The sequence below is a fragment of the Acidovorax sp. PRC11 genome, assembly GCF_031844105.1.
GTDB lineage: Bacteria > Pseudomonadota > Gammaproteobacteria > Burkholderiales > Burkholderiaceae_C > Paracidovorax.
On record NZ_JAUZUQ010000007.1, the window covers coordinates 182,159 to 199,632 of the forward strand.

Below are 17,474 nucleotides of genomic sequence, written 5' to 3' on the forward strand. Positions count from 1 at the left end.
GCGGCGGGCGCCACCCCATACCTAGGAAAGAAAGCCAATGGCCCAGTACGTTTATTCGATGAACCGCGTCAGCAAGACCGTGCCCCCGAAGCGGCAGATCTTGAAGGACATCTCGCTCTCGTTCTTCCCCGGCGCCAAGATCGGCGTGCTGGGCCTGAACGGCTCGGGCAAATCCACGCTGCTGAAGATCATGGCCGGCGTCGACAAGGAGATCGAGGGCGAAGCCATCCCCATGCCGGGCCTGAAGATCGGATACCTGCCGCAGGAGCCCCAACTCAACGCCGAGCACACGGTGCGCGAGAGCGTGGAAGAGGCCATGGGCGAAGTCTTCGCCGCCAAGGCCAAGCTCGAAGAGGTGTACGCCGCCTATGCCGAGCCCGATGCGGACTTCGACGCGCTGGCCGCCGAGCAGGCGCGCCTCGAGGCCATCATCGCCACCGCCGGCACCGATTCCGAGCACCAGCTGGAGATCGCCGCCGACGCGCTGCGCCTGCCGCCCTGGGAAGCCAACGTGGGCGTGCTGTCCGGCGGCGAGAAGCGCCGCATCGCGCTGTGCCGCCTGCTGCTGTCCAAGCCCGACATGCTGCTGCTCGACGAACCGACCAACCACCTGGACGCCGAATCCGTCGACTGGCTGGAGCAGTTCCTGCACCGCTTCCCCGGCACCGTGGTGGCCATCACCCACGATCGCTACTTCCTCGACAACGCGGCCGAGTGGATTCTCGAACTCGACCGCGGCCACGGCATTCCGTACAAGGGCAACTACAGCACCTGGCTGGACCAGAAGCAGGCCCGCCTCGAATCCGAGCAGAAGGGCGAGGAAGCCCGCGCCAAGGCCCTGAAGAAGGAACTGGAGTGGGTGCGCCAGAACGCCAAGGGCCGCCAGGCCAAGTCCAAGGCGCGTATCGCCCGCTTCGAGGAACTGAGCGATTTCGAATACCAGAAGCGCAACGAGACGCAGGAAATCTTCATTCCCGTGGCCGACCGCCTGGGCACCCAGGTGATCGAGTTCAAGAACGTCACCAAATCCTTCGGCGACCGCGTGCTGATCGACAACCTGTCGATGAACATCCCGGCCGGCGCCATCGTCGGCATCATCGGCCCGAACGGCGCCGGCAAATCGACGCTGTTCAAGCTGATCGCCGGCCGCGAGCAGCCCGACAGCGGCGAAGTGGTGATCGGCTCCACCGTGAAGATGGCCTACGTGGACCAGAACCGCGATGCGCTCTCCGACGAGAAGACCGTCTGGGAAGACATCTCCGGCGGCCTGGACATCATCAACATCGGCAAGTTCCAGATGGCCAGCCGCGCCTATGCGGGCCGCTTCAACTTCAACGGCGGCGACCAGCAGAAGAAGGTCGGCAGCCTGTCGGGCGGCGAACGCGGCCGGCTGCACCTGGCCAAGACGCTGATCGCGGGCGGCAACGTGCTGCTGCTCGATGAACCCTCGAACGACCTGGACGTGGAAACCCTGCGCGCTCTGGAAGACGCGCTGCTGGAGTACGCGGGCACCGTGCTGGTCATCAGCCATGACCGCTGGTTCCTCGACCGCATCGCCACGCACATCCTGGCCGCCGAAGGCGACAGCCAGTGGGTGTTCTTCGACGGCAACTACCAGGAGTACGAGGCCGACAAGAAGAAGCGCCTGGGCGAAGAGGGCGCCAAGCCCAAGCGCATGCGCTACAAGGCCCTGAAGTAAGGGGCTGCCACTCCACCGGCATCGACCGCCCCCCCCCCCGGCAGCCCGCACCTCCTTCGAGCCGACCGCGCCATGTCTGCCTCCACCCCCAGCGCGACCGACGTGCCCGAGGCCGCAGGGGCGCTGCGCGCCTGCGTGGCGGCGGCCGTCCGCGATGGCGGGCCGCTGATGCAGGTGCTGGTGGACGTGGTGGACGGTGTGCTGGAGGCGCAGGCGCTGCTCGCGCGCGAACCGCGGCGGCGCGATGCGCTGGAGCGTGCCCGGCACGTGTTCGCGCAGCATGCGCCGGCCCTGGTGCGTGACTATCCCGCGGCGCTGCGGGAGCGCTTCGACCGCCCGGGCCCGGAAGTGCGGGTGCCATGGGCGCTGCCCGCGGCGCTGGATTTCGCTGAACTCTCGCTGAGGGACGAGGCCGAGGTGACGGCGCAGGTGGAACTGGCCCGCGCGCAGCACACGGCGCTGCACGCCACCGCGGCCGTGCTGGCCGAACTGGATGCCTTGGTGAGCGCCGCGCAGGGCCTGCCCCGCGTGGAGCCCGACCTCAATCCGCTGCGCCCCGAGACCTACATCCGGGCCCTGCAGCAGGTGGTGGGCGCGACGGGCGTGGCGCCGGACGTGCGAGCGATCTGGATGGAGCCGCTGCGCGACGCGCTAGCCACGCAGCTCGTCCCCGCCTACCGCGAGGCCGTGTCCCGCCTGCGTGCGGACGGCGTGCTGGCGGTGAACCCGGGCATCGTCGACAACCCGGCCCCGGCCAGCGGCCTTGCGCCGGCCGGACCATCGCCAGCTTCGCACCCGGTCACACCCGCACTGGCGCCACCGAAGCAGCGGTGGCCCGCCGCCAGCGAAGTAGTCCACCGCATGATGGACAACATCGCGCAGGACGACCGGCTGCTGCGCCCGGTGCAGCGCTCCCTGATGGAATTGCGCCCGGCACTGCAGCGGCTGGCGTGGCACGACCCCCACTTCTTCACCGACGACCAGCATCCCGCGCGCCGCCTGCTGGATGCGCTCACGCTGCGCGCGCTGGCTTTCGACTCGGAAGACGCCGACAATTTCACGGGATTCGCGCGGTGCATGGACCGCGCGGTGGCCAGCGTGCTGGCCGGCGACACGCGTTCGGCGGACACCTTCGCCGCGGCGCTCGTGGAGCTGGAGGCGGGTTGGGCCGCGCAGGAGCGGCTGCGCCGTGGTCGCGAAGAGGAGGCGCACGCCGTGGCCCTGGAGCTCACGCGGCGCGAGGAGCTGTCGCACCGCGTCTCCACCGGCATCCGCGCCCTCGCCCGCGCGGAGCACCTGCCCGCCGACATCGTGGAGTTCGCCGCCGGCCCCTGGGCCGACGTGGCCGCCCGCGCCCAGGACGACCAGCCCGGCGAGGACGATCCGGGCGGCTACCTCGCCGCCGTGACCGAACTGTTCTGGCTGGCCCGGCCCGAGCTCGCGGCCCGGTCGCCCGAGCGCCTGGAGCCGGCCGCCGTGCACGTCCTGCGCATCCTCAGGGAAGGCCTCGACCGCATCGGCCACGACCCGGGCATGACCGCGGCCGTGCTCGACCGCGTGGCCGAGCTGCACCTCACCGCCGCCGCGCAGGCCGCGGTGCTGCATGAAAGCAGCGAAGAGATTCCGGGCGAGGGCGCGGAATCGGTTACCGCGGAGGCCGCCGCCGGCCCTGCCGCCGATTCCGCTGCTGCCGGCGTGGAGCTGGCGATCGGCGCCTGGATGGAGCTGACCACCAACCACCGCACCGTCCACACGCAGCTCACCTGGGCGAGCCCGCACCACACGCTGTTCCTCTTCACCGCGCCGGACGGCAGCACGCAATCGATGACGCGCCGCGTGCGCGACAAGCTCATGGCCGAGGGCGCGCTCAAGGTGCTGCCCGGCCCGCCCGCGACCCGAGCGAAGGGGAAGGGCCGCAAGGCGGGCAGGCCCCGCGCCTGAAGCCACCGCACTCCGCGCCCGTCCCGCCTCAGGCCGGCGACCCCGTCGCGGCGGGCGGCGTTTACGCGGCGCTGCCGCCGGTGGCCGGTGCGTCCGGATCTGCATCCACCCGGGCCGCCGCCGGCCCGGCCACCTTCTGCCGCACGATCTGGATGTGGTGCTTGAGCGCATACAGCCCGTCCGCGTACGACAGCGGCACGCTCACCTTCTCCACCTGCGCCTCGAGCCGGTCCAGCTGCGCTAGCAGTTCCTGAGGCGGCTGGCCGCCGACCTCGAACTGGTCTTCGATCTCGCGCAGGCGGCCGTACCAGCGGAACACGCGCGAGCGCACGCGGAACTGGTAGAGCGGCGGCACCACGCGCGACAGCGGCAGCATCGCGGCCAGCAGCACGCCCAGCACCAGCCACATGCGCTCGACGAGGTTGGCGATCCAGAACGGCAGGTAGCGCTGCAGCAGCGGCGGCGAGCCGTTGATGGCCCGCTCGCCCTCCGCCGCGATCGGCAGCTCGCTGTGTCGCGTGTTCGGAAAATCCCGCGCGCGGTTGAACCAGCCCGCGCCGCCGTGCAGCGTCTGAGCGCTCTGCGCGAAGAGCTGCAGCAGCGCCGGGTGCGTGCCGCCCTGCGCCAGCAGCGAGGTGGTGGAGGCCACCAGCCGCACGTCCGTCGGCGGCACGTCGCCCGCCAGGTCCGCCACGCCGCGCGGCAGCGTGACCGGCGTGAGGAACGGGAAGCGCCGGGAGTAGGCCTCGTTCTGCGGGAAGTCCATCAGCCGCACGCCGGGTGTCTGCAGCAGCATCTGCACCATCAGCGATTCGGGCGCGGAGGCGAACACCAGCGCATCCAGCCGCCCCGCGAGGAAGTCCACCGTGGCGGGCGTCTGCCCGAGCTGCGTGCGCCGCACCCGGGCCGGCTCCACGTGGTTGGCCTCCAGCAGCCTCTCCACCAGCGTCGGCAGGCCGCTGCCCGGCGTGCCCACGTTCACGCGCAGGCCCTGCAGTTGCGCGAGGCGCGTGAGCCGCCCGCTGGGCGCCACGCGCCGCGCCGCGTCCTCGCGGTAGAAGATCCACACCGGCTCCACGAACAGGCTTCCCAGCGATTCGAGCGTGTCGGCATCCTCCGGCCGCAGCTCGCCCGTACCGCCCTGCACGAAGGCCAGGTCCGCCGCGCCCTCGCGCAGCAGCTGCAGGTTGGCCGACGAGCCTTCGCTTTCCTTCAGCACCACCTCGATGCCCTCGGCCGCCAGCGCCTGCCGGTAGCGCTGGCCGAATTCCGCATACGCGCTCTGCGCCGGCCCGGTGGCCAGCACCACGCGGCGCGGCGGATTGGGCTGCAGCCACCAGTAGGCGAGCACCACCAGCCCCACGGCCACGAACGCCAGCGGGCCGGCCGACAGCAGCAGATCGCGCACGTTCAGCAGCGCCGTGCGCACGCGCCGGGCCGCGGTGCGCGACCGCGCGGCAAGCATCACGTTCATGGCCAGCCCGCTCCCCAGGGCGCCGTGCCGGCGATGTTGGCCGCGCAGGGCAGGTGCAGCCCCTCGGCCGTGGTCAGCGAACGCGCCGCCAGCACCGCACGCAGCGTGGCACGCGCCGTGGCCTCGGCCGCCATGGTGGAAAGCACCATCATCCCGAGCGGCTTGCCCGCCCGCCCCGTGCCCAGCGAGAACAGCGTGTCGCCGTCCGACAGCGTATGCACCGGATTGATCGCCCGCGCCAGCCCGTCGTGCGCGCACACCGCCAGCCGGCGCGCCTGCGCCTTGGTGATCACCGCATCGGTCGCCACCACGCCGATCGTGGTGTTCGTGCCCGCGAGCAGCGTGCGCGGCGCATCGCCCGCCAGCAGCGCGCGGCGCGTATCGCGCAGCCGCAGGCCATCGGCAGTGCGCGCGCCGGCCACCGGGCGGCCCGTTTCCGGGTCCACCACGTCGCCCACCGCATTGCAGGCCACCAGCGCACCCACCGTCACGCCGTCCACGGTGACCGATGCGCTGCCGATGCCACCCTTCATCGCATGCGCCATGCCGAACAGCTTGCCCACCGCCGCCCCGGCGCCCGCGCCCACGCAGCCCTCGGCCAGCGGCAACGGTGCCGCGCTCGAAGAAGCTGCAGCCGCGGCCGCCTCGCACGCCGCATACCCCGCCGCCGCATCGGGCCGGATGCGCGCATCGCCCACGTGCAGATCGAACAGCACCGCCGCCGGCACCAGCGGCACCCGCGCCACCCCCACGTCGAACCCGATCCCGCGCTCCTCCAGCCACCGCACCGCGCCCGCCGCCGCATCCAGCCCGAACGCGCTGCCGCCGGCCAGCATCACGGCATGGATGCGGTCGACCAGGTGCGTGGGCTCCAGCAGATCGGTCTCGCGCGTGCCGGGGGCTGCGCCGCGCACGTCCACGCCGGCGACGGCGCCGTCGCGGGCGATGACGACGGTGCAGCCGGTAGGGCGGAGGGGGGAGGTGAAGTGGCCGACTTCGATGCCGGGGACGAGGGTGATGGAGCCGGGGGAGGTGGGTTGATTCTGTGTATTCAGGGATGGCATTTGGGACAATATGGCGTGTTGCTGCGGTTGAGGGGCCACAGCGCAAGCTTGGGATACCAGACTTTGAAGCGACTCACGGGGATGAGGCATGCATGCGTATTACTAGCCGCTTTGCTTCTGTTCCCGTCGCTGACGGACGATTCGTGAACTCAATTTGACTGGATGCATGCGGTCGTTGGCTCTGCAGTCTGGGAATGCGCTGTCCTAAGTTACTTACGCTCGCTTAAGCTTCCGCGAGAATACATGCCACCAAGAATGAGGGCAGGAAACGACCATGAGCGCAACGACCGAGCATCCTAAAATTTTCATTTCGTACAGTTGGACAAGCGTCGAGCACGAGCAGTTCGTGATGGGCCTTGCTACGTCACTGCGCAATCACGGCGTCGACGCAATCTTGGACAAGTGGGACCTCAAGCCGGGTCAAGACAAGTACGTCTTCATGGAGTCGATGGTTGTCGACTCTGAAGTGCTCAAGGTTCTTGTACTTTGCGATCGCAAGTATCAGGAGAAGGCGAACACCCGAGCTGGTGGAGTCGGGACCGAGTCGCAGATCATTTCCCAAGAGCTCTACGGCAAAGTCAAGCAGACCAAGTTCATTCCCATCGTTTGCGATTACGACGACGATGGTCAGCCGTGCCTTCCGGTCTTCATGAAGGGCCTAATCTACATCGACGTGTCGTCAGAGGAACGGTACGGCGAGGGGCTAGACCAACTTCTCCGGCTCATCTACGAGCAACCCTTTCACCAGAAACCCAAGCTCGGTGGCGCACCTGCGTTCGTCTCCAACGGCGGCACAAGCTATGTCAGGGAGTTAGGGGCTGCGATCCGAGCCATCCAGGACGGCAAGCCCAACCGACAGGGACTGGAGACGCTTTTCGTCAAAGGGGTGTTAACTGAGCTCAACAAGCTGTACGTCACGCCGGACGGCAAGGACTACGACGAGGGTGTCTATCAGGCCATCATCGGCACTAAAGAACTGCGTGACCAGGTCGCTGATTATGTGGAAGCTGTCGCAGCGTTCTCGGGCGATGACCCAAGCGCGATTGGGCCCTTTATCAAGCTGATGGAGGGCATCGGGGCGCACTTTGGACCGCCAGAAAACGCAGGCTCCTACTATCCCGGCTGGATCGACTTCTACGCGTTCTTCGCGTTGGAAGCTTTTCTCATCCAAACTGCCGCGCTCCTCCGCCACGAGCGTTGGAAGACGTTGCGCCGTCTGGTTGATACAACTTACATCCTTCGCGGTGACCACCGAGGTGTTTCCCCAGCGCGCTTCATCGCCTTCGACGCCCATCTTCAGTCACTAGACGAGCACCGTAATCAGCGGTTGAAGCTTAATCGGGTGTACGTGTCAGCTGACCTGCTCAAGGAACGCTGCTCTGCGGAGAAAACGTCGTTCAACGAGCTAATGGAAGCCGATGTGTTCTTGGCGCTGAAGTCTGTGGTCGCCGGCAGCGAGTCTTCTGACGGTTGGATCTCGTACTGGGGGCCGCGCACATCAGTTTATGCATCCCATGGCAACAAGCATCCCGTGTTCCTACGGGCGTCAGACGAAACCACTCGCAATGGCATCCACACAGCTATCGGGGTCCGCTCGGGCGTTGACCTAAAGGCCAAGCTTGATAGTTCCAAGGGAATTTTGCACGACTTGGACCGCGCTGGGGGGCGCTCTTTCAGCCGCTTCAGCTTCCTTGAAGCGATCAACGTCCACGGTCTGACGAAGTAACAGGCGACAAGGTGTTAGCCTTTGGTGGCGTGCAGATCGACACTGCTCGCGAACAAGCCAAGGGCCGATTGCGGAACGTTCCGGGTGTCTGCCTTCCACAACGCCTCATTCATGCGGCATCCGTAGTGAGCGAGATTCCAAATGCGAGCAGTAGGAACACAAAGGGCGAAGGCAGGCGCATAGGTGAGCGGAAGGGTCAAGAGCCTGGAATCTCCGCAGAACGGGCGCGTCATTGATTGTGCTCTCCGACGGCTACTGCGCCAATGCAAGAAAACGACCGGCCGGCCGATTGGCAGGCCTGTCAGGTTTCAGGTTCTTTCAGCGCCCGGCAGGCTCAATGCGGCTCACCGCAAAACCGCCCACATCACGCTCCGCCAGGAACCGCACCCGCGCACCCGGTACCAGCACTGCATCCGCAGGAGTCTCTCGCACCCGGAACACCATCGTCATGGGCGGCATGTCCAGATTGCGCAGTTCGCCGTGCCGCAATGTAATGCGGCGGGTAGCGGCATTCCAGCGCACGACCTCGCCCTCGCTCAACACCGTGCTGGGCGAAGCAGGTGCGGAAGCAGCAGTTGCCGGTGCATCTGCGGAAGCGCCATGATCCGCATGGTGTGCATGACCAGCATGCCCTGCTGCTTCCGATGTTTGCGCATGCATCGGGCCGGAGGCTGCCATCAAGCCAGCTACTGCGATCCAGACTGCAAGCGCTCCGGTCGCCGTCGGCCACCACCGAGCGTTCGAAAAGAACTCGTTCCGTGGTCGTCGAGGCTGCGGTACTTGCGATCCCTGCACGTGGCGCGTGAACGCATTCAGCGACATCGCCGCTCTCATCTTCGTTGTCATTGCCATTCTTCCTCTCACGCCGGCGCCTTGCCCGCCTGCGCCGCATAGCTCGCGAACACGCGCGTGCTGCCATCGCGCGCCACGAGCAGCACGTCGTACGCATCGCGCCGGCCTCCGTAGAAGGCTCCATCCATGCCGGGCGATCCCACAGGCATGCCGGGTACGGCCAACCCCAGTGCGCTCGGCTTCTCGCGCAGCAGGCGCTGCACGTCGGCGGCGGGCACATGGCCTTCGATCAGGTAGTCGCTGACGAGGGCGGTGTGGCAGGAGCCGAGCTTCTGGGGCAGGCCGAGTTTTTCGCGCACCGCCGTGTTGCCGGTGTCGTGTACGGTGGCCTGGAAGCCGTTGGCCTGCATGTGGTCCACCCAGTCCTTGCAGCAGCCGCAGTTCGGGTCTTTCCAGACTTCGATGGCGGTGGCCGGGGCGACGGGTGCGGGGCCGGCGGCGCGGGCGCGCGAGGGCAGGGTGGCGGCGAGGGTTGCCGCTGCGGCGGCAGTGGCGCAGAGCGCGGTGCCCAGCCAGGCGCGGCGGGTCGTGCCGGGCGCGGAGGACGTTGACGCTGATGCTGATGCGAATGCAAGCGCCGAGGCGGCGGTGTCAACGCCCGGTGTGGAGGGGGTGAAGCGGCTGGAGGTGCGGTTCTGGGTCTTCTTCATGGCGGGTTTCCTTTCTTCCGTGCGAAGCATGTGTGTGATGACGATGGAGGTGTGAAGCGATGGCATGGCGGGCGGAAGGTCGCGCAGTCAATGGTCGTGGCCATGGCCGGTATGGCCCTGATGGCCCTGGTGGCCTTGATGCCCACTGCCCGGCTTGCGCACACGCGCCGCGCCATCGTCGGAAGTAGCACCCACAGGCGGCGCATTCGCCGCACGCGGCGCGGGCGGCAGCGCGTCGGCACCGCCCGTCCACTCGTGCGCGCGCGTGCCGGGCGGCTGCACATAGTCGCCCGGGTCCCGGAAATCCCTCGCCGCGAGGCCCTCGCGCACCTTGAGCACGCTGAACATGCCGCCCATCTCCAGCGCACCGAAGGGGCCGGTGCCGGTCATCATGGGCAGGGTGTTGTCGGGCAGAGGCATCTCCATCGCGCCCATGTCGGCCATGCCGCGATCGCCCATCACCATGTAGTCGGGCACGATCTTCTGGATCTTGCCTGCCAGGCCGCGGTGGTCCACGCCGATCATGGTGGGCACGTCGTGGCCCATGGGGCCCATGGTGTGGTGGCTCTTGTGGCAGTGCACGGCCCAGTCGCCGGGTTCGTCGGCGATGAATTCGATCTGCCGCATCTGCCCCACGGCGACGTCGGTGGTCACCTCGGGCCAGCGGGCGGAGGGGGGCACGGTGCCGCCGTCGGTGCCCGTCACCTCGAACTCGTGGCCGTGCACGTGTATGGGGTGGTTGGTCATGGTGAGGTTGCCGACGCGCAGGCGCACGCGGTCGCCGCGGCGCGCCACGAAGGGGTCGATGCCCGGGAACACACGGCTGTTCCACGACCAGATGTTGAAGTCCGTCATCTCGTTGATGCGCGGCGTGCGGCTGCCCGGTTCCACCGCGAAGGCGCCGAGCAGGAAGGCGTAGTCGCGGTCGGCGGTGGCGATGCGCGGGTGCCGGCCGCGCGCGTCCAGGCGCGGGTGCGTGATCCACAGGCCCATGAGGCCCATGGCCATCTGCACCATCTCGTCGGCATGCGGGTGGTACATGAAGGTGCCGGGGCGGCGCGCGGTGAATTCGTACACGAAGGTCTTGCCCGCGGGAATCGCCGGCTGGTTGAGGCCGGAGACGCCGTCCATGCCGTTGGGCAGCCGCTGGCCGTGCCAGTGCACGCTGGTGTGCTCGGGCAGGCGGTTGGTGACGAAGATGCGCACGCGGTCGCCTTCGACCACCTCGATGGTGGGGCCGGGGCTCTGGCCGTTGTAGCCCCAGAGGTTGACGTGGAAGCCGGGCGCGAACTCGCGCACCACGGGTTCGGCGACGAGGTGGAATTCCTTGACGCCGGCGTTCATGCGCCAGGGCAGGCTCCAGCCGTTGAGGGTGACGACCGGATGGAAGGGCAGGCCCGTGGGCGGGAGCGGGGGCACCTGGGTGCCTGCGCCCGCGGGCGCGGCGGCCTCGGGCAAGGCGGCAAGGGCCGCGCGGCCCACCGAAGCGGCGGAGAGGGCGGCCACGGCCGTGGCGGCGCCGCCGAAGAAGTGTCTGCGTTGCATGGCGGAGGGATCAGTGGCCCGCGCCGGCCGGGGCCGCGCTGGACGAAATGGGGGAGGACAGGGCGGAGGACGTGGCCGCTGCGGAGGCAGCAGGCTGCGCGCCGGGCGAGGCCACCGCGAGCGCGAACTGCAGGTCGATGTCGGCGAGCCAGAAGTCCCGCCGGGCGGTGATGGCGTCGGCCACGGCCTGCGTGGTCTGCCGTGCCTGGGCGAGCAGGTCCCAGACGCTGGCGAGCATGCCGTTGTAGCGCAGCAGGGTCTCGTCCTGGATCTGTTGCTGCAGAGGCACGACGTGCTTTTCCTGCTCCTGCGCCAGCTCCCAGGCGGTGCGGTAGCCGTGCCAGTGCATGCGGACTTCGGAGCGGGCGCGCAGGGCCGTCTGTTGCAGCGTGGCGGCGCTCTCGTTCACGAGCCCCTGGGCACGGGCGTTCGCCGCGCCGCCCCAGTCGAACAGCGGCAGGGGCAGTTCCAGCTCCCAGCCGCGTTTGACTTCGGAATGGCCACCCGCACCGCGTTCGGTGGTGGTGTCGCGCCGGTAGCCGAGGCCAATGTCGCCGAAGAGCTGGCCGGCGCTGGCGACGCCCTGCTGGTCTGCGACGCGATCGAGCCCGAGGCGGGCCGCGCGCACGTCCAGGCGCTCGCGCAGGGCGCGTTGCTCCAGGCTGGCAGGGTCCATCGGTTCGGCGGGCAGATCGGGCAGTTGCGAAGGCAGCGTGATCGCATCGGCAGACGTGCCCCAGAGGCCGAGGGCGAGCGCCAGGGCTTCGCGCTCCGCGCCGGCCGCGAGGCGTGCCCGTGCCAGCCGGGCCCGCGCATCGGCCAAGACGGCCTGCTCGCGCGCGGCCTGCAGCCGGCTCCAGTTGCCGGCGCTGGCCATGCGGCGGGCCAGTTCGGCACCGGCCTCGGCGGCATCGTGCATGCGCTCGTGCGCGGCGAGGGTTTCCTGCGCGGCCACGGCGCGCAGCCAGGCGCGGCGGGCATCGCTGGCGACGCGCGCGGCATCGGCCGCGGCGGCGAGCGTGTCCTGCTCGCGCAGGCTGCCGGCCCAGCGGCTGCGCCAGGGCAGGGTGATCAGTTCCACCAGGCTGAAGGTGATGGAGCGCTCGATCTCGCGCTCGTGCGCCGTCGTGAGCCGCCCCAGGCCCAGCACCGGGTTGGGCGGCGTGAGCGCCTGCACGCGCTCGGCGTCCTGCACGCCGAGGCGCGCGAGGCGGGCCTGCAGGCCGGGGTGGCGCAGCAGCGCGATGCGCACCGCGGCATCCTGCGTGAGCGGCGCGGCCAGCCAGCGGGCGACGGCATCGTCGGCGGCACGCTGCGCGGCGGGGTCCGTGGAGGCCAGGACGGCGCCCTCGGCGCCGGCCGTGCGGCCCTGCAGGGTGGCCTGCACGTCGCCGCGCAGGCCGTCGGGCGAGACGCTGGCGCAGCCTGCGAGCAGGAGCGCTGCTGCGGCGGCGGGCAGGGCCGACCGGAACGGTCGGAAACACGAATGGAAACGAGGATGGGCACGGGGCCCGGGGGTCTGCATGGGGAAGCCTCTCCTGGACTCGGAAGCGAAAGCGGGACGCGGCCGCGCTGCCGTGCGCCGGGTTTTTCCCGGACGGCACGGCGGGGGCGGACGCACTTCGGGCGTCGAGGCTCAGGAAATGGGCGGCTTGGTGGCCCGCGCGGGCAGGGCGCTCGCGAAATGGACGGCGGCGGGCACGCGCGGGCCGGCGCCGTGGGATGCCGCGCCTGGAGCAGGCGCGGGCGGGGCCATCACCACCGTGTGGCAGATCTCGCAATCGGCGCAGGCGGCATGCGCGGCGTGGTCGCCGGAGGCGGCGCTGCAGGCCGTGGGGAGTAGGGCGTGGGTGGCGGACTCGCCATGGCATGCGTGCTCAGCGTGCTCAGCGTGCGACGACACCGCACTGCCCGCGTGCGGCACCCCCGCCATCTGCGCGGCCATGGCCGGGCCCACGAGCCCGCGCAGGGCCATGAGCACGATCAGCGCGAAGAAGACGAGGCGGCGGCGCATGGGCCCGATGATACGGCGTGGCCGGCGGGCGCGGTCACACGGCCATGTAGCGGCCGGGGCGATGGTTCATGGCCAGCACCAGGTTGAGCGCGACGGCGCCCACGATGGACCAGAGCACCCGGCCCGGCTCGACGGTGAAGAGCGCCAGCAGCACGATCGCGCAGTCCACGCCCATCTGCACCTTGCCGGCGCGCCAGCCGTGCCGGTCCTGCAGGTAGAGCGCGAGGATGCCGACGCCGCCCAGGCTGCAGCGGTGGCGGAACAGCACCAGGAACCCGGTGCCGACGATCAGCCCGCCCGCCACGGCCGCGTAGAGCGGCTGCAGCGCAGAAAGCTGCAGGAAGCGCGACTGTGCCTCGGTCATCAGCGAGAGCAGCAGCACCGCCATGAAGGTCTTCAGGGTGAACGCACGCCCCATCTTGCGCCACGCCAGCCAGTAGAAGGGCAGGTTCAGCAGGAAGAACCATTTGCCGAAGCCGATGCCCGTCGCGTAGTGCAGCAGGAAGGCGATGCCCGCCGTGCCGCCCGTGAGCAGCCCCGCACTGGTGAAGAACGCCACGCCGACCGAAATCAGCAGCACGCCCGTGAACACGGCCAGCGCGTCTTCGGTGGTGGTGTGCGGGACCATGGCGGGCGCGGCGGCAGGTGCGGGTGCGGCAGGGGACGGGGCGAGGGTCTGGCTCATGGATGGCGAGGGGCGAGGGGGTGCGGCGGCACGCGGCGGCCGAGGGGCCCGCGATTGCAGCACGGCGCCTGGAGCGTCGGTTTGCGGTGCGTCAAGCGGTGGCGGCGGCCCCTCCCGCGGCGCGCGCGTGGGAAGACGCAGGATTCTAGGGTAAACCCTGATCCCGGGACGCGGGGCGGGATCGGCATGGACGGCATGCCGAGGATGTTGCAATAACCGTACCTTGGGCGCAGTACCGCCGCGATGCCGCGCGTCCATTCCCTATCTTGCAGGCAGCCCCCGCTCCCCGCCGGAGCGCAGCCGCCGTGCCGCCTTACCCCGCTACCGGCCCGTTCTCGAACACCAGGCTGATCGCCGGGGCGTACTTGTCGCCATGGCCGGCGTCGATCGCCTTCTGCAACGTGTCCAGCAGGTTGCGCGCGCCCGTGGGATCGACGCCGACCTGTTCGCCCAGGGCGACGGCGTACGAGATGTCCTTCTTCGCATAGGTGACGGGGAAGGCCTTCTCGGGGAACTGGCCGGGCGCGATCGCCTTCATGCCGTGGTTGCGCAGCGCGAAGCTGTCGGCCGAGCCGGTGGAGAACGCCTGGAACAGCACGTCCGGCTGCACGCCCGCGCGCCGGCCGATGGCGGCGGCCTCGGAGAGCGCCAGCACGGTTTCGTAGAGCACCATGTTGTTGAGGATCTTGACCACCTGGCCGGCGCTGATGCCGCCGGCATGCGTGACGTCGGAGGCGAAGGTGCGGATGAAGGGCGCGATGCGCTCGAACACCTCGGGGCTGGCGCCGACCGGCACGGCCAGGGTGCCGGCCTCGGCGGCGGCGCGCGTGCGCATGACGGGCGCGTCGGCGAAGGCGATGCCCTTGTCCTGCAGCAGGCGGGCCACCTCCAGCGTGACGTCCACCGACGAGGTGCTCAGGTCCACCAGGGTGGTGCCGGGGCGCAGGCGCTCGGCCAGCCCGCCGGGCGCGGCCACGACCTGCTTCATGACCTCGCCCGAGGGCAGCGACAGGAACACGATGTCGGCCTGCGCGGTCAGTTCCTGCAGCAGGGCGGTGCGCACGCCATGTTCCGCGAGGCGCGCGAGCGGCTCCGCGTTCAGGTCGGACGCGATCACGGGCGCGCCGCCCTTCGTGGCGATGTGCCGGCAGATGGGCTCGCCCATGACGCCGACGCCGATGAAACCTACGGTGGGTGATTGCATGTTTTTTTCCTTCTGAATAGGTGTCAGTGTCGGGACTTACGCCCGGACGTTGGCGGGGTTCATGCTCCAGTAGATGCCCTTGCTCTGCTGGTAGAGGCGCACGCCGGTCACGCCCTTCTCGCGGCCGATGCCGCTTTCCTTGAATCCGCCGAACGGCGTGGCGATCGACAGCTGCTTGTAGGTGTTGATCCAGACGAGGCCGGCCTCCAGCGCGCGGGCCACGCGCCAGGCGCGCTGGTAGTTGGCGGTCCAGATGCCCGAGGCGAGTCCGAAGGCCGTGTCGTTGGCCTGGGCGATGAGGTCGTCCTCGTCGTCGAACGGCAGCACGCACAGCACGGGGCCGAAGATTTCCTCGCGCACGGCCGTGGCGTGGTTGCCGAGGCCCGCGATCACCGTGGGCCGGTAGAAGGCGCCCGCGGCGAGGTGGTCACCCTCGGGGCGGCAGCCGCCGGCCAGGATCTCGCCGCCTTCGTCGCGTGCGCCCTGCACCATGGCCTCGATGCGCTCGCGGTGCCGGAAGCCGGACACGGGCCCCATCTGCGCGCCGGGCGCATCGGGCAGATCCACGCGCAGCCCGTTGGCGCGTTCCACCAGCATCGCCAGCACCTGGTCCAGCACCTTGCGGTGCACGAACAGGCGCGAGCCCGCCACGCACGACTGGCCGCTGCCTTCGAAGATGCCGTCCACCACGCCGTCGATGGCGGCATCCAGCTGCGCGTCGTCGAAGATGATGTGCGGGGACTTGCCGCCCAGCTCCAGCGCGACCGGGATCAGGCGCTGCGCGGCCACGGCGGCGATGCTGCGGCCGGTCTGCGTGCCACCCGTGAACGACACCATGCGCACGCCGGGGTGGTGGATGATGGCGTGGCCCGTGACCGCGCCGGTGCCGGGCAGCACGTTGAGGATGCCGGGCGGCAGCCCGGCCTCCTGGGCGATGCGCGCCACCGCCAGGCCCACGCTGGGCGTCACCTCGGAGGGCTTGAGCAGCACCGCGTTGCCGGCCGCGAGCGCGGGGGCGATCTTCTGCGCCTCCATCGTCATCGGCGAATTCCACGGGGTGATGGCCGCCACCACGCCGTAGGGCTCGTAGGCCGTCATCGAGAGGTAGTCGCCGCGCGCGGGCGGCACCTCGGCACCCAGCGTCTCGCAGACGGCGGCGTAGTAGCGGTAGGTGGCCGCGGCGCCGGCGACCTGCGTCCTGCATTCGCTCAGCACCTTGCCGTTCTCGATCATCTGCAGGTGCGCGAGCTCGTCCGCATGCGCGCGGATGCCGTCGGAGATGCGCCCGAGAATCTGCGCGCGCACGTGGGGCAGCATGTCGCGCCAGCCCTTGGCCGAGGCCGCGTCGCGCGCGGCGGCCACGGCCGCGTCCACCTGCGCGGCGCTGGCCGCCGTGACGCGCCGGTTGATGCGGCCGGTGGCCGGGTTGACGGAGTCGATGGCTCCGTCCTCGCTGGTGATCCATTCGCCGCCGATGAGCATCGGCTGGGTGTCTGTCGTCGTGGTGTCCATGGACATGGTGAAGGTCTTCTCTGTCGCGCTGAAGGGGAAAAAAGGGGGATGGCGGAGGCCCGCCGCAGCGGGCGCTGGCGGTCAGCCGATGGTCGCGCCCGACTGCTTCACGATCGCCTGCCACTTGCGGTATTCGGCCTGCATGAAGGTGCCGAACGCGGCCGGATCGCTGGAGACCACCTCGCCGCCGAGGTCGATGAGTTTGGCGCGCAGGTCCGGCTGGTCCACCACCGCGCGGATGTCGGTGGCGATGCGGTTCTGCAGCACGGCCGGCATCGATGCGGGGGCGAGCACGCCGAACCACGTCGCGGCCTCGAAATGGCGCAGGCCCTGCTCGGCGAAGGTGGGGATCTCGGGCACCTTCTCGACGCGCTGGCCGTTGGCGAGCGCGATCGCGCGCAGCTTGCCCGAGGCGATGTGCGGCAGCACCACGGTGAGCGTGGCGAACATGGCGTCCACCGAGCCGCCCAGCAGGTCGGTGATGGCCGGCGCGTCGCCCTTGTAGGGCACGTGCAGCATGCGCGTCTTCATCGCGGCGTTGAACATCTCGCCGGTCAGGTGCTGGGCGGTGCCGTTGCCCGGCGAGGCGAAGGTGGCCTTGTCGGGGTTGGCGCGCACGTAGCGCGCGAATTCGTCCACCGTCTTCGCCTCCAGCGTGGGCCGCACCACGAGCACCAGCGGCACCTTCGCGATCAGGCTGAGCGGCGCGAAGTCCTTCACCGGGTCGTAGCCCAGCTTGGGATAGACCAGGCCGCTGATGGTGTGCGCCGACGTGGTCATGTAGAGCTGGTAGCCGTCGCCGGGCGCGCGCGCCATCTGCGCGGCGGCCAGCGTGGTGCCCGCGCCGGGCTTGTTCTCGACCACCACGGCCTGTCCCCAGCGCGCGCCGAGCCGGTCCACCACCGCGCGGGCCACGATGTCCGTGGCGCCGCCCGCGGCATACGGCACGACCATGCGCACGGTGTCGTTCGGGAACTTGGGCGCCTGCGCGAAGGCCATGCCGGGCGCGAGCGAGGCCATCAGCAGGCCGCCCAGGGCGTGCCGTCGGGTGAGGGAATCGGTGGTCATGGATGTGTCTCCTGGTTTTTCATCGTTGCTGAAGGAAGGG

14 protein-coding genes are annotated in these 17,474 nt (G+C 69.8%); 3 read left to right on the forward strand and 11 right to left on the reverse strand.

Translation table 11 applies throughout. The annotated features are described in order from the left end of the window. Nucleotides 1–37 precede the first annotated feature (37 nt). A complete protein-coding gene (gene ettA / locus Q9R47_RS10425) occupies nucleotides 38–1,699 on the forward strand; it encodes an energy-dependent translational throttle protein EttA (RefSeq protein ID WP_107172133.1) in 1,662 nt (553 codons plus the stop codon). A 72-nt stretch (nucleotides 1,700–1,771) separates the two neighbouring features. After that, a complete protein-coding gene (locus tag Q9R47_RS10430; protein WP_311233141.1) occupies nucleotides 1,772–3,640 on the forward strand; it encodes a DUF1631 family protein in 1,869 nt (622 codons plus the stop codon). A 61-nt stretch (nucleotides 3,641–3,701) separates the two neighbouring features. Here Q9R47_RS10430 and Q9R47_RS10435 read toward each other — a convergent pair whose 3' ends face one another. Next, a complete protein-coding gene (locus Q9R47_RS10435) occupies nucleotides 3,702–5,114 on the reverse strand; it encodes a TAXI family TRAP transporter solute-binding subunit (protein ID WP_311233142.1) in 1,413 nt (470 codons plus the stop codon). Then, on the reverse strand, nucleotides 5,111–6,178 hold the full coding sequence (locus Q9R47_RS10440; RefSeq protein ID WP_311233143.1) for a P1 family peptidase: 1,068 nt from the start codon (nucleotides 6,176–6,178) through the stop codon (nucleotides 5,111–5,113). Before Q9R47_RS10440 ends, Q9R47_RS10435 begins: the two co-directional genes overlap by 4 nt. Nucleotides 6,179–6,452: 274 nt before the next feature. Between Q9R47_RS10440 and Q9R47_RS10445 the strand changes: the two genes are divergently transcribed. Then, a complete protein-coding gene (locus Q9R47_RS10445; RefSeq protein ID WP_311233144.1) occupies nucleotides 6,453–7,904 on the forward strand; it encodes a toll/interleukin-1 receptor domain-containing protein in 1,452 nt (483 codons plus the stop codon). A gap of 318 nt (nucleotides 7,905–8,222) precedes the next feature. Here the strand turns inward: Q9R47_RS10445 and Q9R47_RS10450 are convergent, their stop codons facing one another. The 9 genes from Q9R47_RS10450 to Q9R47_RS10490 form a co-directional block, all read right to left on the reverse strand. After that, on the reverse strand, nucleotides 8,223–8,750 hold the full coding sequence (locus Q9R47_RS10450) for a copper-binding protein (RefSeq protein WP_311233145.1): 528 nt from the start codon (nucleotides 8,748–8,750) through the stop codon (nucleotides 8,223–8,225). A gap of 14 nt (nucleotides 8,751–8,764) precedes the next feature. Further along, nucleotides 8,765–9,406 (reverse strand): DUF411 domain-containing protein, encoded by a 642-nt coding sequence (locus tag Q9R47_RS10455; RefSeq protein ID WP_311233146.1) that lies wholly within the window; start codon nucleotides 9,404–9,406, stop codon nucleotides 8,765–8,767. 87 nt (nucleotides 9,407–9,493) lie between these two features. Next, nucleotides 9,494–10,951, reverse strand: coding sequence for a copper oxidase (locus tag Q9R47_RS10460; protein WP_311233147.1), 1,458 nt, complete (start codon nucleotides 10,949–10,951; stop codon nucleotides 9,494–9,496). 10 nt (nucleotides 10,952–10,961) lie between these two features. Beyond that, nucleotides 10,962–12,476 (reverse strand): TolC family protein, encoded by a 1,515-nt coding sequence (locus Q9R47_RS10465; protein WP_311233148.1) that lies wholly within the window; start codon nucleotides 12,474–12,476, stop codon nucleotides 10,962–10,964. Between the two features lie 111 nt (nucleotides 12,477–12,587). After that, entirely contained in the window at nucleotides 12,588–12,965 is a 378-nt protein-coding gene (locus tag Q9R47_RS10470; RefSeq protein WP_311233149.1) for a hypothetical protein, read from the reverse strand. A gap of 34 nt (nucleotides 12,966–12,999) precedes the next feature. After that, on the reverse strand, nucleotides 13,000–13,650 hold the full coding sequence (locus tag Q9R47_RS10475; protein ID WP_311233150.1) for a YitT family protein: 651 nt from the start codon (nucleotides 13,648–13,650) through the stop codon (nucleotides 13,000–13,002). A gap of 313 nt (nucleotides 13,651–13,963) precedes the next feature. After that, complete coding sequence (locus tag Q9R47_RS10480) at nucleotides 13,964–14,854, reverse strand: NAD(P)-dependent oxidoreductase (protein WP_311233151.1); 891 nt, start codon at nucleotides 14,852–14,854, stop codon at nucleotides 13,964–13,966. Nucleotides 14,855–14,890: 36 nt separating this feature from the next. Beyond that, complete coding sequence (locus Q9R47_RS10485; RefSeq protein WP_311233221.1) at nucleotides 14,891–16,366, reverse strand: aldehyde dehydrogenase; 1,476 nt, start codon at nucleotides 16,364–16,366, stop codon at nucleotides 14,891–14,893. An 81-nt stretch (nucleotides 16,367–16,447) separates the two neighbouring features. Then, on the reverse strand, nucleotides 16,448–17,434 hold the full coding sequence (locus Q9R47_RS10490; protein WP_311233152.1) for a tripartite tricarboxylate transporter substrate binding protein: 987 nt from the start codon (nucleotides 17,432–17,434) through the stop codon (nucleotides 16,448–16,450). Between the last annotated feature and the right edge of the window lie 40 nt (nucleotides 17,435–17,474).

Excerpts from the sequence above, each read along its gene's own strand:
- ettA (WP_107172133.1), top strand. The coding sequence starts at position 38 with ATGGCCCAGTACGTTTATTCGATGAACCGCGTCAGCAAGACCGTGCCC.
- Q9R47_RS10430 (WP_311233141.1), top strand. The coding sequence starts at position 1,772 with ATGTCTGCCTCCACCCCCAGCGCGACCGACGTGCCCGAGGCCGCAGGG.
- Q9R47_RS10435 (WP_311233142.1), bottom strand. The coding sequence starts at position 5,114 with ATGAACGTGATGCTTGCCGCGCGGTCGCGCACCGCGGCCCGGCGCGTG.
- Q9R47_RS10440 (WP_311233143.1), bottom strand. The coding sequence starts at position 6,178 with ATGCCATCCCTGAATACACAGAATCAACCCACCTCCCCCGGCTCCATC.
- Q9R47_RS10445 (WP_311233144.1), top strand. The coding sequence starts at position 6,453 with ATGAGCGCAACGACCGAGCATCCTAAAATTTTCATTTCGTACAGTTGG.
- Q9R47_RS10450 (WP_311233145.1), bottom strand. The coding sequence starts at position 8,750 with ATGACAACGAAGATGAGAGCGGCGATGTCGCTGAATGCGTTCACGCGC.
- Q9R47_RS10455 (WP_311233146.1), bottom strand. The coding sequence starts at position 9,406 with ATGAAGAAGACCCAGAACCGCACCTCCAGCCGCTTCACCCCCTCCACA.
- Q9R47_RS10460 (WP_311233147.1), bottom strand. The coding sequence starts at position 10,951 with ATGCAACGCAGACACTTCTTCGGCGGCGCCGCCACGGCCGTGGCCGCC.
- Q9R47_RS10465 (WP_311233148.1), bottom strand. The coding sequence starts at position 12,476 with ATGCAGACCCCCGGGCCCCGTGCCCATCCTCGTTTCCATTCGTGTTTC.
- Q9R47_RS10470 (WP_311233149.1), bottom strand. The coding sequence starts at position 12,965 with ATGCGCCGCCGCCTCGTCTTCTTCGCGCTGATCGTGCTCATGGCCCTG.
- Q9R47_RS10475 (WP_311233150.1), bottom strand. The coding sequence starts at position 13,650 with ATGAGCCAGACCCTCGCCCCGTCCCCTGCCGCACCCGCACCTGCCGCC.
- Q9R47_RS10480 (WP_311233151.1), bottom strand. The coding sequence starts at position 14,854 with ATGCAATCACCCACCGTAGGTTTCATCGGCGTCGGCGTCATGGGCGAG.
- Q9R47_RS10485 (WP_311233221.1), bottom strand. The coding sequence starts at position 16,366 with ATGGACACCACGACGACAGACACCCAGCCGATGCTCATCGGCGGCGAA.
- Q9R47_RS10490 (WP_311233152.1), bottom strand. The coding sequence starts at position 17,434 with ATGACCACCGATTCCCTCACCCGACGGCACGCCCTGGGCGGCCTGCTG.